Below are 15,306 nucleotides of genomic sequence, written 5' to 3' on the forward strand. Positions count from 1 at the left end.
TCAGTGGGCGGGCGGCTGGGGGCTGCCCGGGTTCTGACCGCCGCTCGAGCCGGCGGAGCCGGCGGAGCCGTGGTGCACCGCGCTGCCCCTGCCGGACCTGCCCGCGGAGCTGGCGCTGCCGGGGACGATCTTCGACGGGTCGATGCTGGGCAGCGGCCCCAGCGGGGGCGGCGTGATCATCGGGAGGGCGGCGTGGGTCGCCACCGGGGGCAGGGTGACCGGGGCCGCGGTGGCGACCGCGGGCGTCGAGACCGCCTCCGGCGTGGCCGCCGCCGGCTGGGTGGCGACCGCCCCCTGGCAGCCGGCGAGGGCGAGCAGCGCCACCGCGATCACCGCGATGCGCGCCGGCCGCTCCGGTGCTCTGGACACTCCTCCCTCCCATCGGACCGCGGTCCGACACCTCACTGACGTGCGGCGGAGGCCGGACCTTGCACGGCTGGAGGAAGGACCACCGGTAGAATCGGATACCCCCGGAGCCTTCCCATGACCGAGTCCACCTCCGCCCCCACCGCCGCCTCCCGGTACCTCGCCGCGCTGCGGTCGCGGGTGCTGGTGGCCGACGGCGCCATGGGGACCAGCCTGCAGAGCCACGAGCTCACCGCCGACGACTTCGGCGGCCGCGAGGGCTGGATCGACGGCCTGGTGCTCCACCGCCCCGACCTGGTCGGCGGCATCCACCGGTCCTTCCTCGAGGCCGGCTGCGACATCGTCGAGACCTGCACCTTCCAGGCCACCCGGCTGCGCCTCGCCGAGTGGGGCGCCCCCGAGCGCACCCACGAGCTCAACGCCACCGCGGCGGCGCTGGCGCGCTCGGTCTGCGACGAGTTCGCCACCGCCGAGCGCCCCCGCTTCGTCGCCGGCAGCATCGGGCCCACCGGGTTCCTGCCGTCGTCCGACGATCCCTCGCTCGGGAACATCACCTTCGAGGAGCTCGTCGAGGCCTTCCGCGAGCAGGCCCGCGGCCTCGTCGAGGGCGGTGCCGACCTGCTGATCATCGAGACCGCACAGGACATCCTCGAGGTGAAGGCCTCGATCCACGGGGCGCGGCGCGCCTTCGCCGACCTGGGACGGGCGCTGCCGATCCAGGCCCAGGTCACCCTCGACACCTCGGGCCGAATGCTGCTCGGCACCGACATCGGCGCCGCCCTCGCCATCCTCGAGGGACTGCGCGTCGACGTGGTCGGGCTCAACTGCTCGACCGGGCCCGAGCACATGCGCGAGCCCATCCGCCACCTCTGCGCCCACACCCGGCTGCCGATCGCCTGCATCCCCAACGCCGGGCTGCCCCTCAACGTCGAGGGACGCGCCGTCTTCCCGCTCCAGCCGGTGCCGATGGCCGAGGCGCTCGAGGGCTTCGTCCGCGAGATCGGGGTGAACGTGGTCGGCGGCTGCTGCGGCACCACCCCGGAGCACATCCGCGAGCTGGTGGCGCGGGTGGGCGGCGCCGCCCCGCGCCCCCGCGAGGACGTGGACGACGCGCCGCGGCTGGCGAGCAGCATCCGCAGCGTGGCCCTCCACCAGGTGCCGGCGCCGCTGCTGATCGGCGAGCGGGTCAACGCCCAGGGCTCGCGGAAGATGAAGCGGCTGCTGCTCGCCGACGACTATGACGGCATCCTCGAGATCGCCCGCGAGCAGGTGGAGAGCGGCGCCCACACCCTCGACGTGCAGGTGGCGCTGACCGAGCGCACCGACGAGTCCGAGCAGATGCGCGTGCTCACCAAGAAGCTGCAGATGAGCGTCGAGGCGCCGCTGGTCTTCGACACCACCGAGGCCGACGTGGTCCGCACCGCGCTGGAGACGTACCCGGGCCGGCCGGTGGTGAACAGCATCAACCTCGAGAGCGGCCGGGGCCGCTGCGACGCGGTGCTGCCGCTGGTGCGCGACCACGGCGCCGCGGTGATCGCGCTGACCATCGACAACTCAGCCGACGTCGGCGGGATGGCGAAGACCCGCGACACCAAGCTGCGGGCGGCGCGGCGCATCCACGAGATCGCCTGCGGCGAGTACGACCTGCAGCCCCACCAGCTGCTCTTCGACGCGCTCACCTTCACTCTCGCCACCGGCGACCCGGAGTGGATCGACTCGGCGGTCGAGACCATCGAGGGCATCCGGCTGATCAAGCGCGAGCTGCCCGGGGTGCTCACCACGCTGGGGCTGAGCAACGTGTCGTTCGGGCTCTCGGCGGCGGCGCGCCCGGTGCTGAACAGCGTCTTCCTGTACCACTGCGTCGCCGCCGGTCTCGACACCGTGATCATCAACCCCGCCCACGTCGTCGCCTACGCCGACATCCCCACCGCCGAGCGGGAGCTCGCCGAGGACCTGGTCTTCAACCGGCGCTCCGACGCCCTCGCCAGGTTCATCACCTTCTACGAGGCGAACAGCAGCGGGCAGCAGCAGGCCGAGCGCGCCGATCCCTTCGAGGGGATGGCGCCGCCGCAGCGGATCCACGCACAGATCCTGCAGCGGCGCAAGGAGGGCATCGAGGAGCAGATCGACCTGGCGCTGCGGGAGCGCAGCCCGGTCGCGGTGATCAACGAGATCCTCCTCCCGGCGATGAAGGACGTCGGCGACCGCTTCGGCGCCGGCGAGCTGATCCTCCCCTTCGTGCTCCAGAGCGCCGAGGTGATGAAGCGCGCCGTCGGTCACGTCGAGCAGTTCCTCGACCGCAAGGAGGGGGTCACCAAGGGGACGGTGGTGCTCGCCACCGTCTACGGCGATGTCCACGACATCGGCAAGAACCTGGTGAAGACGATCCTCAGCAACAACGGCTACACCGTGCACGACCTCGGCAAGCAGGTGCCGGTCAACACCATCATCGAGAGGGCGGTCGAGGTCGAGGCCGACGCCATCGGGCTCAGCGCGCTGCTGGTGAGCACCAGCAAGCAGATGCCCGCGTGCGTGGGCGAGCTCGACGCCCGCGGCCTGCAGTTCCCGGTGATCATCGGCGGCGCCGCCATCAACCGCGGCTTCGGCCGGCGCATCCTCCTGCTCGACGGTGACCGCGGCTACCACCCCGGCGTGTACTACTGCAAGGACGCCTTCGAGGGGCTGGACACGGTCGACCAGCTCGTCGACCCGGCGCGGCGCGGCCCCCTGCTGGAGCGCATCCGCGAGGAGGCGCTGACCTTCCGCGATGCCGAGGCGAGGCGGGCCAGGGAGCGCGCCGCCGCCCCGGTGGTGGCGGTGCCCGACCGCAGCGCGGTGCGCCGCGACGCGCCCGTGCCCACGCCGCCGTTCTGGGGGGCGCGGGTGCTGCGCGGCATCCCCATCGACGAGGTGGTGCCCCACATCGACCGGAACTCGCTGTTCAAGATGTCCTGGCAGTTCCGCGGCATCCGCGACCCCGAGGAGTGGGAGCGGCTGCTGCGCACCGAGCTGGAGCCGCGGCTGGCGCTCTCCATCGCCGAGGCGCGGAGCGACGGCCACCTCGACCTCCAGGCCGCGTACGGCTACTGGCCGGCGCTGGCCGATGGCGACACCGTGCTCATCTATGCCCCCGATGAGGCCGAGCGGGTGGTCGCCCGGCTCACCTTCCCGCGCCAGCCCGGGCAGCACCGGCTCTGCCTCGCCGACTACCTGCGGCCGGTCTCCGAGGCGGGCGGCGAGCGCGACGTGATCGCCCTGCAGCTCGCCACCACCGGGCCGCGCGCCTCCGAGCTGTCCGAGGCGCTGCAGCGCGAGGACCGCTACGACGACATGCTCCGGGTCCACGGCTTCGCCACCCAGATGGCCGAGGCCACCGCCGAGTACGTCCACCGGCGCATCCGCACCGAGCTCGGCCTCGGCGACGACCAGGGCCGCCGCTACTCCCCCGGCTACGCGTCCTGCCCCGACCTCGAGGGCAACCGGGTGCTGCTGGAGCTGCTGCCCGCGGCCGAGGTCGGCGTCACCCTCACCGACGCCGCCCAGCTGGTGCCCGAGCAGTCCACCGTGGCCTTCGTGATGCACCACCCCGAGGCCCGCTACTTCGACCTCCACCGGGCAGCCGCCGCCGCCCCCGCACTCGCCCAGGAGGACCGGACGTGACCGTCATCGACAGCTTCCGCACCGCCATCGAGACCGGCGACCGGGGCGCCGCCACCGCGGGGTTCGCCGCGGACGTGGTGCTCCACAGCCCCGCGGTGATCTCCACCGACTACCGTGGCCGCGACCTGGTTGCACAGATCACCGGCATGGCGATGCAGACCCTGAGCGGCATCCGCATCACCGACGAGCTGCACGGCGGGGGCGGCGACACCCACGCCCTGGTCTTCGAGGGAAATGTGGGCGACGAGCCGGCGCAGGGCGTCTTCCACCTCGCCACCCGCGACGGCGAGATCGTCGGCCTCACCCTGCTGCTGCGCCCGCTGCGCGCGGTGCAGGCCTTCGTCGAGACGATGCGCTCGCACGGCGCGCAGCCCGCCATCGACCACGCCCGCGGGGTGCGCTGAGCGACGGCCGGTCAGCCGATCAGCTCACCGAGCATCGACATGGTGAGGAGGGCGCGGAAGACGGTGGCGTAGTCGTCGGCGGCGAAGCGCAGGGTGCGCCCGGCGGTGCGCTCGACCCCGGGGATGGTGGACGCGTAGTCGGCCGCGAGGGTGGTGGTGGTGTCGCACTCGAGCAGGTACGGAGGGGTGACCCGATAGGGCTCGACGTCGCCGCCGATGGCCCGGGTCAGGCCCTCGTGGACCGCGTTCTCGATGCGCTCCCGAGCCACCGATGGGTGCAGGCAGTAGGCGGCCCCGCTGCCGAATGCGGCCTTGGTCGCCACCGTCTGGAGCTTGGGCCCGAGCACCGCGATCGCCTCCGCGCAGGTGGCCTCGTCACCGCTCACCATCACCACGGGGACGCCGTGGTGCCCGGCGAGCCCGGCGTTGAGGGTGGTCTCGGTCTGGCGGACGCCGTTGAGGCGCACCGCGCGGAACATCCGCCGGGACAGGGTGTGGTCGAGGATCGCGGGGGCCGAGCCGGCGCCGGCGTGGTAGCCGATCAGGCAGCAGGCGCCGAAGCGGCTGGTGATCCCCGCCATCGAGGCGAACGGCTTGGGGTAGCCGACGCTGCACTCCACCCGCGGGTCGAGGGTCTCGAGGTCGAGGTTGTTCATGCGGCCGTGGGCGTCGTTGACGATGATCCGCTGCGCGCCCGCGGTGATCGCGCCGCCCACCGCGGCGTTGGCCTCGCCGGTCATGAGCCCGCAGGCCCGGCGGTAGGCACGGCCGGCGCCGACGTCGTCCACCTGCGCGAGGTCGACCACGCCCGCGACCCCCTCGAGGCCCACCGAGATGTACACGTCCATATGGAACCGGGACTATGCCGCGCGGAGGCCCGGTCTGGGGGTCAGTCGCGGTAGCGCTGGATGCGCTGGTCCTCGGCGGAGCGCTCGCGCCGGTAGAGGGCGCAGGTCTGCGGGTCGCTCACGCACGGCGGCACCGGATGGCGGCCGGTCCAGGTGTGGGTGCGCCGGTCAACGTGGCAGTCGGCCTTGAACCGGGTCAGCCAGCCGAAGGGGCCCGCCTTCTCCCGGATGATCTGCTCCAGGTAGGGGCAGCGCTGCCGCGGTGGCAGGGCGCGGCGGCCCGGCGTCTCGGGCGCGGGCTCGGAGTCGCGGCGGCGGGGCGGAGGCGGGGGCTCGGCGCGCACCCTGTGACTGTGTTCCCTGTGAGGCTAGTTGTCGAGCATCGCCTGGATGCGCGCCGCCAGCTCCTTGATCTTGAACGGCTTGCCGAGGGTCTCGACGTTGCCGTAGGCCTCGAGCTTGGGGGCCGTGGTGGGGTTCACCAGCGCGCTCACCACCAGAACCCTGGGCTCGTCACCGTGCTCGGAGCGGATCCGCTCGAGCACCTGGGAGCCGCTGAGCTCGCCGGGGAGCATGAGGTCGAGGAGGATCAGGTCGGGCCTGAACTCACCGAACAGCTGCAGACCCTCGTCGCCGGACTTCGCCACCTTGACCTCGTATCCCTCCATCGTGCACAGCAGGGACTCGATGTCGGCGAGGGCGTAATAGTCCTCGATGATCAGAACCTTCTTCATCTCGCAACCGGGCAAAGGGGCGGGCGACGGAGACGTTCCGTCGAGGGCGATCCGACTATATCACGGGGTCTGCGGACCTCCAGAGGCCTTCACGCAGTGTGCCGGTCTCGCGAGCCGGCCGTGACCGCGCCGTCACAGTCACGGCGCGACGCGCACTGAAAGCCCCGATTCAGACGTCGCGGTCGATGATCGTGGCGGTGCCAATCCCCCCGCCACAGCACATCGTCTCCAGCCCCAGCTGGCGGTCGGTGCGCTCCAGCTCGTGGAGCAGGGTGGTCATCAGCCGCGCCCCGGAGGCGCCGAGCGGGTGGCCGAGGGCGATCGCCCCGCCGTTGACGTTGACCCGGTCCATGTCGGGGTGATGGGACCGCTCCCAGGCGAGCACCACCGGGGCGAACGCCTCGTTCACCTCGAAGAGGTCGATGTCCGACAGCTGCAGGCCGGCGCGGGCGAGCACCTTCGCGGTCGCGGGGATCGGGCCCTTGAGCATCGTCACCGGGTCGACGCCGACCACCGCCTGGGAGCGGATCCGCGCCCGCGGGGTGAGGCCGAGCTCGGCCGCCTTCTCGGCGGACATCAGCAGCAGCGCGGCGGCGCCGTCGGTGATCTGCGAGGAGTTGCCGGCATGGCAGACGCCGTCCTGCTTGAACGAGGCCTGCAGGGCGGCGAGCGTGTCCACCGTCGTCCCGGGGCGGATGCCCTGGTCCTGCGAGACCACGCGGCCGTCGCCGTTCTCGCCGACCACCAGCGGGGCGATCTCACGGTCGAAGCGTCCCTCCGACTGCGCCCGGGCGGCGCGGCGCTGCGACTCGGCGGCGAACTCGTCGGCGTGGCGGCGGGTGATGCCGAACTCGTCGGAGATCATCTCCGCGGCGATGCCCTGGCTGACCAGGTTGTACTGCTCGAGCAGCTCGGGCGGGAACGGCGTGCCCGGGCCCTGGATGACGGTGGCTCCCATCGGCACCCGGCTCATGCTCTCCACCCCGGCGGCGATCGTGATGTCGCACACCCCGGACTGGATGAGGTTGGCGGCGAAGTGCACCGCCTGCTGCGAGGAGCCGCACTGCCGGTCGACGGTGGTGGCCGGGACCTCGACGGGGAAGCCCGCGAGCAGCACCGCCTGCCGGGCGATGTTCACCGCCTGCTCGCCGGTCTGCATCACGCAGCCGAAGATGACGTCGTCGACGATGGCGGGGTCGAGACGCGCGCGGCTGACGACCTCGCGCAGCACGTGGGCGGCGAGCTTGACTGCATGGACATCGCGGAGTTCACCGTTCTTCAGGTTGCCGCGGCCCAGCGGTGTGCGCACCGCCTCCACGATCACGACGTCGGTCATGCCCTCACTCCCCGTGTCCAAGGTTCCTGGTCGAACCATAGCAGCGAGGCGCGAAACGGCGTCCTTGCCGGTCAGCGACGGTAGACCTGGACCAGCACCACGCTGCTGCTCTCCGGCCCGGCCAGGGAGAACACCGGCGACCCCACCGTCGCGGTCTCCTCGAAGAGCGGCTGCGCGCCCGCCGGCGGCTGGTCGCCGGGGGCGAGCACCAGCAGGTCGCCGGGGTGGGCGTCGTCGCCCATGCGGTCGGGCGCGGTCAGCTCCACCCCCACCGAGGCGAGCCCCCGGCGGACGTAGTCGCCGGGGTCGGGACGGAGCTGGAAGAGGGCCTGGATGTAGGGCTGGTCGAGAGTGGTGGAGAGGTGCACGAGGTGGCCGGCGGACTGGTCGTGGGCGCGCTGGATGGCGTCGAGCTCGCCGGTGTCGAAGGCGCCGAGCGCCCGGCCCGGCCAGTCGGCGAAGAGGTCGCGCTCGAAGGCCGCCGCCTCGCCGCCGGCGGCGAGCAGCAGCACCAGCGCCGCCACCCGCAGCCGCCGGTCGAGCAGGGTGGGGAGCAGCACCGCCCATCCCAGCACCGCGATCACCAGCAGGAAGGGCAGCATCGCCGAGGCGCGGAGCGCGTGCGGGGTGCCCTCGGCGGTGAGCGCCGCCGGCACCGGGGCGATCAGCAGCCCGCCGAGCAGCAGGCGGTGCAGCGGGCTGCGGAGGTGGCGCAGGCAGGTGGCCACGCCGAGCAGCACCGCGGGCAGCGAGGCGAGCAGCAGCATCCCGCCGAAGCCGGTGTTGTGCCGGGGGTTGGAGTCGCCGTGGGTGGCGAGGAAGGGGGCGCCGACGTAGGTCGCGTAGTTGCGCACCAGGCGCTGCACCGCCACCAGCGGCGAGGGGTGGTCGGCGGTGATGCTCAGCGACGCGAAGCGGCCGGTGAGCGCACCCGGGTGGCCCTGCGACCAGACCGCCAGCACCAGGTAGGCGGCGGCGACCGGGACGATCACCGCCAGGGTCTCGGAGCGACGCCGCCGGGGCAGCAGCACGGCGAGGAGCAGCACGGTGAGAATGGCGACGAGCAGCCGCCCGGTGCTGTACGCGTAGATCGAGACCCCGAGGGCGACCCCGGCGCCCAGGCCCCAGGGCACCCCGCCGTCCTCGAGCAGGTGGACCAGGCAGAGCAGCGCCACCGAGAGCGCCAGCACCATCGAGATCACCTCGAAGCCGACCCGTCCCTCCGCCGCCAGCCAGGGGGTGAGACCGGCGCTCAGCACCGTCGCAAGCAGCACCGGCCGGCTCCTGGTCAGCCGCCAGGCGGTGGCCGCGGCGGCGGCGACCACGCCGAGGCTGCAGAGCGCCGCGGGCAGCCGCTCGGTCGCCGGGGTCAGCGGCAGCACCCACGTCAGCGGCGCCAGCAGGTAGACGTAGACCGGGTTCTTGTACTCCCCGAAGGCCTCGAAGAAGAGGGGGAGCCGGGCGCCGTGCTCGTCCAGCCCGGTGTGGGCGACCGCCCAGGCGTTGTAGCCGATCGAGGCCTCGTCGCTGTACAGGCCGGGGGGGGCGCTGCCGAGGCCGAGCAGGTGGAGGAGCACGATCCCGGCCACCGCCGCCCCCAGGGCCAGCCGCCAGGGGTCCCGCAGCCGCGACGCGCCGGCTGCGCTCACCCCCCGACCGCGGAGCGGGGGTAGGTCGAGGGCCCCTCCCGCCTGCGGTGGGCGGCGTCGACCAGGGCGGTGAACAGCCGGGCGGCCCACGCCTCGGTGGCGCAGTGCTCCTCGGGATGGCACTGCACCCCGATCACGAAGCCACGGCCGGGCATCTCCACCGCCTCGGCGAGCCCGTCCGGGGAGCGGCCCACCACCCTGAGCCCGTCGCCGACCCGGCGCAGCGCCTGGTGGTGGATGCTGTTGACCCCGACCACGGTGGCCTGGAGGACGCTGGAGAGCAGGCTGTCGGGCTCGAGGACCATGGGGTGGATCACCTCGGTGCGCGGGATCCCCGAGGCCTCGGCGTCGTGGCCGGGGTCGCCCGCCCCCTGGGCCACGATGTCCTGCCAGAGCGAGCCGCCGCGGACCACGTTGAGCAGCTGACAGCCCCGGCAGATGGCGAGCACCGGCAGGTCGGTCGCGAGCGCGCGTTCCAGCACCGCCGCCTCGGTGGCGTCGAGGTCGGCGACCCACTCGGTGTGGCAGCCCTCGCAGGGCTCCTCGCCGTAGCGGCGGGGCTCGACGTCGGGGCCGCCGGGGAGCAGCAGCGCGTCGCAGGCCTCGAGCAGGACCACCGCGCCGGCGGGGTCGCGCAGCGTGGGGATGGGCAGCGGCACCGCACCGGCGCGCTCCACGGCGTCGCTGTACACCCGGTTGACCAGCAGCCGCTCGGGGTGGCCCTCGTGGGTCACCGGCCGCAGGGTGATCCCGACCACGACAGGACGCAACTTCTCTCCTCCGGGCGCCGACGCGCCCCATGGTAGGGGGGCCTCCCCCGCCGCACTCTATCGGGCCTCTCGCGCGCGGAGGCGGCGCAGGTCGCCGACCCGCACCGTCACCCGGCCGGCGTCCAGGGTCTCCAGCAGGGGGACGACCACCCGGCGGGTGGCGCCGACGGCGTCGCGGATCTGGGCGACGGTGGCCTCGCCGTGGGCGCGCAGGTGGTCCTCGACCCGCTCGCGGGCCGCCGAGTACACCGGCCCGGCGAGGACCACGTCGGCGGAGAGGCGCACCGCCCGGCCGTCGTCGAGGAGCAGCCGGAGCAGTCCCGGGGTGAGGCCGGCGGCGCGCAGCTCGGCCATCGGCGGGGGGTCGAGGCCGCGCTCCGCGAGCAGCGCCAGCACCGCGTCCACGGCCCGCTGAGCGGTGCCGGAGACGCTGCGCCCGCGCCCGGCGAGGGCGACGCAGCCGTCGGCCTCCTCGAGGGCCCCCTCGCCGCGGAGGCGGTGGGCGACGTCCGCGGAGAGCGGGCCGGGGAGACCCAGCCGGCTGCGCCACTCCTCGCGCGGCATCCCCGGGCGCAGCGGCTCGGCGTCGTGGTAGGCGCCGAGCACCGCCGCCGAGGTGCGCCGCAGCTCCTCCCACCGCCCCGCGGCGAGCAGCCGCCGGCCGAGCCGCACCAGCTCGTCGCCGAGGCCGGCGAGGAGGGCGTCGACCTCGCCCCGACCCGCGCCCGCCGCCCGCGCCAGCGCCGCCGGCTCGGCGCCGAGCCGCTGCCGCGCGAGCAGCTCGAGGAGCAGCGCGCGCAGCCCTCCGGTCTCCAGCCGGGACAGGGCCGCCGCCACCCCGGGGTCGCGGCGGCGGTGGCGGCGGGGGGCGGCGTCGAGCACCACCCCACCCCCCAGGGTCGCCTGCGGGGACATGCGCCGCACCACCAGCCGGTCGCCGGGGGCGGCCGCCAGCGGCGCGGCGAGCTGGAGCTGGGCGTGGCCGGTCTCGCCGGGCCCGAGCTCCACGCCCTCGAGCAGCCACACCCGGGCGGCGACCTCCGCGGTGCCGAGGTGCACCGAGACGGTGGCGTTGTGGCGGATCCCCGCGGGGGCGTCGGCGAGCGCCTCCAGGCGGATGTCGAGCCGCCGCACCGGCGCCATCGCGGCGGGGGCCACCAGTGCCATCCCCCGGCCGAGCTGGGCACGCTCGACCCCGGCGAGGTTGACCGCGGTGCGGCCCCCCGGCTCGACCCGCTCCAGCCGCTCGCCGTGCCGCTCCAGCCCGCGGATCCGCGCCCGCAGCCCGCCGGGCAGGATGCCGACCTCGTCACCGGCGTGCAGCGCCCCGGTCTCCAGAGTTCCAGTCACGATCGGCCCGAACCCGGGGAGCGCGAAGGCGCGGTCGACGAAGAGCCGCGGCCGGCCGCGGTCGACCCGCGCCGGAGCCGCCGCCAGCGCCGCCTCGACGGTGCGGCCGAGCTCGTCGAGACCCTCGCCGGTGAGCGACGAGCAGGGCACCACCGGCGCCCCGCGCAGCGGCGACGCCGCGATCACCTCCTCGACCTCGGCGCGGGCGAGGGTGAGCACGTCGTCGTCGACGAGGTCGCACTTGGTGAGCGCCACCACTCCGTGCCGCGCCCCCAGCAGCCCGCAGATCGCGAGGTGCTCGCGGGTCTGGGGCATCACCCCCTCGTCCGCCGCCACCACCAGCAGGACCAGGTCGATCCCCTGCGCCCCGGCCACCATGGTGCGCACGAAGCGCTGGTGCCCGGGCACGTCCACCACCCCGACCCGCTCGCCCGACGGCAGCGTCCAGGCGGCGAAGCCCAGCTCGATGGTCATCCCCCGCCGCTTCTCCTCGGCGAGCCGGTCGGGGTCGGTGCCGGTGAGCGCCAGCACCAGCGACGACTTGCCGTGATCGACGTGCCCCGCGGTACCGACAACGAGGTTCATGCCTCGGGACGGTACCGCCGACCGCTGCCGCGGCGTCGCCCCGCGTCACTCAGGGACGGCGGCGACGGAGCCCCCGGCGGCGGCGGGCGGACCGGAGGGCATCCACGGCGGTCGCCACCCACCTCATCCCGAAGAAGAGCACGTGCCGGGGGGTGACCGACTGGACCCGGTACACCGGGGAGGCCCCGGCGGCGGCGGCGAGCGCGTCCACGGCCCGCTGGCGGAACCAGGGGAAGATGGTCGGCGGCAGCGCGTCCGGCGCGAACCAGCGGGTGCGCACCGCCTCGATGGTGCGCCGGGGGCGGCCGCCGCTCAGCGTCCCCCAGTAGACGGCGTCGCCGCCGCGGCGGAGGCCGTCGAACGAGTAGACGCCGGCCAGTCCGCCGACGGTGGCCTGGAGGCCGGTCTCCTCCTCGGCCTCCCGGGCGGCGGTGGCGGCGGGGTCCTCGCCGGGCTCGCAGTGCCCGCCGGGGAGCTCCCAGCCGGGCGGCCAGGGGCGCAGCTGGAGCAGCACCCGGCCGTCGCGGACGATCGCCAGCTGGGCGCCGTGGATGGCGTGGTCGCGGTCGCCGAGGCGCAGCCGGAAGGCCGGCGCCCGGGGGGCGCTCAGCGCTCCGGTTCCGGCGGGGTGCCATGGACCCGCTCCCAGGCGGCCCGGACCTCCCGCAGCAGCTCGGCCACCTCGTCCGGCGCCACCGTGCGGGGATCCAGCCAGACCCGGCCCGCCTCGGCGCGGGCGATCACCGGCGGCTCACCGGCGCGGAGCGCGGCGAGGAGGCGGCCGCTGGGGCCGGGGAGGGTGACGCAGGTGGTGGGCAGCGAGGTCCCCGGCAGCGAGCCCCCGCCCACCTCGGAGCGGGCCGGGGCGACCTCCGCGGGGACACCGCCGGCGCGCAGCGTCCACGCCCAGCTGCGCGCCTCCGCCTCGATCGCGTCGGGGTCGAGGCCGAGCATCCGCTCCACCGGCACCGCCTCGCCCGCGGTGCCGGCGAGGTGGGCCGCGAGGGTGGCGCCGAGCCCGGCGAGCACCATCTTGTCGGGCCGGACGGCGCGCATCAGCGGGTGGCGGCGGAGCCGGGCGACGAGGTCGGCGCGGCCGGCGATCAGCCCCGCCTGGGGGCCGCCGCAGAGCTTGTCACCGCTGGCGGTGACCAGGTCGGCCCCGGCGGCGAGGACGGCCTCGAGCACCGGCTCGCCGGCGAGCCTCTGGTCGACCGCGGCGGGGTCGCGGAGCGCGCCGCTGCCGGCGTCCTCGAGCAGCAGCAGGCCGTGGTCGCGGGCGACGGCGGCGCAGCCGGCGGTGCTGGCCCGCTCGGTGAAGCCGACGATCGTGAAGTTCGAGGGGTGGACCCGGACGATGGCGGCGGTGCGCGGAGTCACCGCGGCGGCGTAGTCGGCGGCGCGGGTGCGGTTGGTGGTGCCGACGTCGACCATCCGCGCGCCGCTCAGCCGCATCACCTCGGGGATCCGGAACCCGCCCCCGATCTCCACCGCCTCGCCGCGCGAGACCAGCACCTCGCGCCCGCGGCAGAGGGCGCTCAGCATCAGCAGCACCGCGGCGGCGTTGTTGGTGGTGACCAGGGCGTCCTCGGCGCCGCAGAGGGTGGCGAGCAGCGGCGCGACGTGGTCGTGGCGGGAGCCCCGGGCGCCCCGCCCGAGGTCGTACTCGAGGTCGCTGTAGCCCGAGGCGACGGCGACCGCGGCCCGCGCCGCCGCCCCCAGCGGCGCCCGGCCGAGGTTGGTGTGCACCACCACGCCGGTGGCGTTGAGCACCCGGTGCGGCCCGGGCTCGAGGCGGAGGTGCAGCCAGGCCGCGGCCGCCCCGGCGAGCGCCGCATCGTCGCCGTGCACCGAGGCGCCGGCGCGGCGGGCGGCCCGCTCCTCGTCGAGCACCGCGCGGGCGGCGCGCACCACCGCGGGATGCGACCCGCGCCACCGCTCCAGCAGGGGATGGGAGGCGAGGCGATCGACCGCGGGCAGGTTGCGGGCCGGCGCCGCACCGGCCCGGGTCATCCCGAGGACAGCACGTTGAAGAGGCTGACGAAGCCCCCCGCGGGCAGGTAGTCCGGGGTCACGAAGGTACGGTAGAGGAAGTCCTGGAGGTTGGTGAACAGCGAGGCCAGGGGATTGACGGTTCCGCCGAACAGCTGGGGCAGCAGGAACAGCAGCCCGATGGCGGCGAACCACACCACCTGCCGGTTCTGGTCCATCCAGTCGAAGACCCCGGGAATGACGCCGCCGAGCAGCCCGCGGAACACCATGTAGCCGTCGATGCCGGGGATCGGCAGCATGTTGAAGACGAAGAGCACGACATTGATGAAGAACCCCTGCATCAGGAACCAGTAGAGGATCACCGACCCGCCGCCGTGGCCGAACTGCTGGTTGATCCCCCCCGCCTCCCCCGGCAGCTGCGGATCGCTGAGGATCTGCAGGTGCATGGCGGCGAGGAACACCACCGCGAGGAACAGGTTGGTGAGCGGGCCGGCCGCGGCGACCACCCCCTGCTGCACCCGGGTGCGCACCACATAGGGGTTGAACTGCACCGGTTTCGCCCAGCCGAAGCCGACGGTGAGGAGCAGGCCGAACCCCAGCGGGTCGATGTGCTTGCGGGGGTCGAGCGAGATCCGGCCCTGCGCGCGCGGCGTGCTGTCGCCGTAGCGCACCGCGACGACGGCGTGGGCGAGCTCGTGGAAGGTGAAGCCCATCACCAGCCCGGGCAGCGTGTAGAGGACGAAGCTGAGGTAGATCTGCCAGCGCTCCATGGGGCTACTCGACCTCGACCCTGACCGGGCGGCGGCGGGTGGCGGCACCGTCGGCGCCGGCGCGGTGACGGCGGTGGTGCTCGACGGTGACCTTCACCGCCAGCAGCAGCTCCCGCTGGGCGTTGAGCAGGTGGATCTGCGCCTCGGGAGGCAGCAGCTCGTTCACGGTGGAGCCCATCAGCTGGCCCGCCTCACCGAGCAGGCGGCAGGGGCACGCCCGGCACTGGTCGCTCAGCTCCTGGCACTCCCGAACACCACCCGGAGCATGCCCTCCTCGAGCTTGGCGGAGGTGACCGTCTTGCCCTTCAGCACCCGCGGCAGCGAGATCTCGCGCTTGTAGGGGCCGACGGTGACGTACAGCTCGCCCTCGCGGTGGGTGACGTTGAGCTCGTCGCGGCCGACGAAGGGGAGGTGGAGCAGCAGCTCGTACTGGGAGCCGTTCTTGCGCACCCGCTGGGGGACCTCGTGGTAGAGGATCGCCGACGGGTCGCTGTCGCCGAAGATCGACTCCGCCATCTCGGCGAGGCTGTCGATGCCGACCACCTCGTGGTCGAACAGCCGGGTGCGCATGATCGGCACCGGCGCGAAGGCGGTGTCCACCATCTCGCCGTAGCGGGTCTGCGCCTCGCGCCAGGCGTCGAAGTAGCGGTCGGTGACCTCGGGGGGGAGCACGCGGTTCACCACCACCAGGTCGGTGAGGTAGTCGTAGAGGCTCAGGTACGTGAAGGCCCGCTGTGCCTCCTTGATGACCATCTTCTCGAGGTTGAGCACGATGCGCACGGTGCACACCCGCGGGTCGCCGAGCACGCCCTTCATCCCCTCGAGGTCGAGGAGCAGGTCCT

At 74.3% G+C, this 15,306-nt stretch carries 15 protein-coding genes; 2 read left to right on the forward strand and 13 right to left on the reverse strand.

The genetic code is table 11. From position 1 onward, the window contains the following. Nucleotides 1–369 carry a hypothetical protein gene (locus VGL20_14690; protein HEY2704931.1) on the reverse strand — a complete coding sequence of 123 codons (369 nt, stop codon included), beginning with the start codon at nucleotides 367–369 and terminating at the stop codon, nucleotides 1–3. Nucleotides 370–483: 114 nt separating this feature from the next. On the opposite strand from VGL20_14690, the gene metH reads away from it, so the two are divergent. Then, entirely contained in the window at nucleotides 484–4,026 is a 3,543-nt protein-coding gene (gene metH, locus VGL20_14695; protein ID HEY2704932.1) for a methionine synthase, read from the forward strand. Beyond that, nucleotides 4,023–4,430 (forward strand): nuclear transport factor 2 family protein, encoded by a 408-nt coding sequence (locus tag VGL20_14700; protein HEY2704933.1) that lies wholly within the window; start codon nucleotides 4,023–4,025, stop codon nucleotides 4,428–4,430. Before metH ends, VGL20_14700 begins: the two co-directional genes overlap by 4 nt. Nucleotides 4,431–4,441: 11 nt before the next feature. On the opposite strand, the gene VGL20_14705 is transcribed toward VGL20_14700, so the two are convergent. The 12 genes from VGL20_14705 to VGL20_14760 all read right to left on the reverse strand — a co-directional run. Next, nucleotides 4,442–5,278 carry a M55 family metallopeptidase gene (locus VGL20_14705; protein ID HEY2704934.1) on the reverse strand — a complete coding sequence of 279 codons (837 nt, stop codon included), beginning with the start codon at nucleotides 5,276–5,278 and terminating at the stop codon, nucleotides 4,442–4,444. A 41-nt stretch (nucleotides 5,279–5,319) separates the two neighbouring features. Continuing rightward, entirely contained in the window at nucleotides 5,320–5,622 is a 303-nt protein-coding gene (locus tag VGL20_14710; GenBank protein ID HEY2704935.1) for a hypothetical protein, read from the reverse strand. A gap of 24 nt (nucleotides 5,623–5,646) precedes the next feature. Beyond that, complete coding sequence (locus VGL20_14715; GenBank protein HEY2704936.1) at nucleotides 5,647–6,012, reverse strand: response regulator; 366 nt, start codon at nucleotides 6,010–6,012, stop codon at nucleotides 5,647–5,649. Nucleotides 6,013–6,181: 169 nt separating this feature from the next. Then, nucleotides 6,182–7,348: a thiolase family protein gene (locus tag VGL20_14720; protein HEY2704937.1), complete on the reverse strand. Its 1,167-nt coding sequence runs from the start codon at nucleotides 7,346–7,348 to the stop codon at nucleotides 6,182–6,184. A 71-nt stretch (nucleotides 7,349–7,419) separates the two neighbouring features. Continuing rightward, on the reverse strand, nucleotides 7,420–8,997 hold the full coding sequence (locus VGL20_14725) for a glycosyltransferase family 39 protein (GenBank protein ID HEY2704938.1): 1,578 nt from the start codon (nucleotides 8,995–8,997) through the stop codon (nucleotides 7,420–7,422). Beyond that, a complete protein-coding gene (locus VGL20_14730) occupies nucleotides 8,994–9,767 on the reverse strand; it encodes a gamma-glutamyl-gamma-aminobutyrate hydrolase family protein (protein ID HEY2704939.1) in 774 nt (257 codons plus the stop codon). Before VGL20_14730 ends, VGL20_14725 begins: the two co-directional genes overlap by 4 nt. Before the next feature lie 57 nt (nucleotides 9,768–9,824). After that, nucleotides 9,825–11,702: a selenocysteine-specific translation elongation factor gene (gene selB / locus VGL20_14735; protein ID HEY2704940.1), complete on the reverse strand. Its 1,878-nt coding sequence runs from the start codon at nucleotides 11,700–11,702 to the stop codon at nucleotides 9,825–9,827. Nucleotides 11,703–11,751: 49 nt separating this feature from the next. After that, on the reverse strand, nucleotides 11,752–12,417 hold the full coding sequence (locus VGL20_14740) for an NUDIX domain-containing protein (protein HEY2704941.1): 666 nt from the start codon (nucleotides 12,415–12,417) through the stop codon (nucleotides 11,752–11,754). Next, nucleotides 12,309–13,715, reverse strand: coding sequence for an L-seryl-tRNA(Sec) selenium transferase (selA, locus tag VGL20_14745; protein ID HEY2704942.1), 1,407 nt, complete (start codon nucleotides 13,713–13,715; stop codon nucleotides 12,309–12,311). The genes VGL20_14740 and selA overlap by 109 nt, the downstream gene beginning before the upstream one ends. Further along, the gene (locus VGL20_14750; protein ID HEY2704943.1) at nucleotides 13,712–14,464 is read right to left on the reverse strand and encodes a site-2 protease family protein; all 753 of its coding nucleotides are present in this window, start codon (nucleotides 14,462–14,464) and stop codon (nucleotides 13,712–13,714) included. The genes selA and VGL20_14750 overlap by 4 nt, the downstream gene beginning before the upstream one ends. Nucleotides 14,465–14,468: 4 nt before the next feature. Continuing rightward, entirely contained in the window at nucleotides 14,469–14,642 is a 174-nt protein-coding gene (locus tag VGL20_14755; protein ID HEY2704944.1) for a hypothetical protein, read from the reverse strand. A gap of 53 nt (nucleotides 14,643–14,695) precedes the next feature. Beyond that, the coding region (locus VGL20_14760) for an ArsA family ATPase (protein HEY2704945.1) at nucleotides 14,696–15,306 on the reverse strand (611 nt) is incomplete at its 5' end.

This window comes from Candidatus Dormiibacterota bacterium (assembly GCA_036495095.1).
In the GTDB taxonomy this organism is placed as follows: Bacteria; Chloroflexota; Dormibacteria; order Aeolococcales; family Aeolococcaceae; genus CF-96.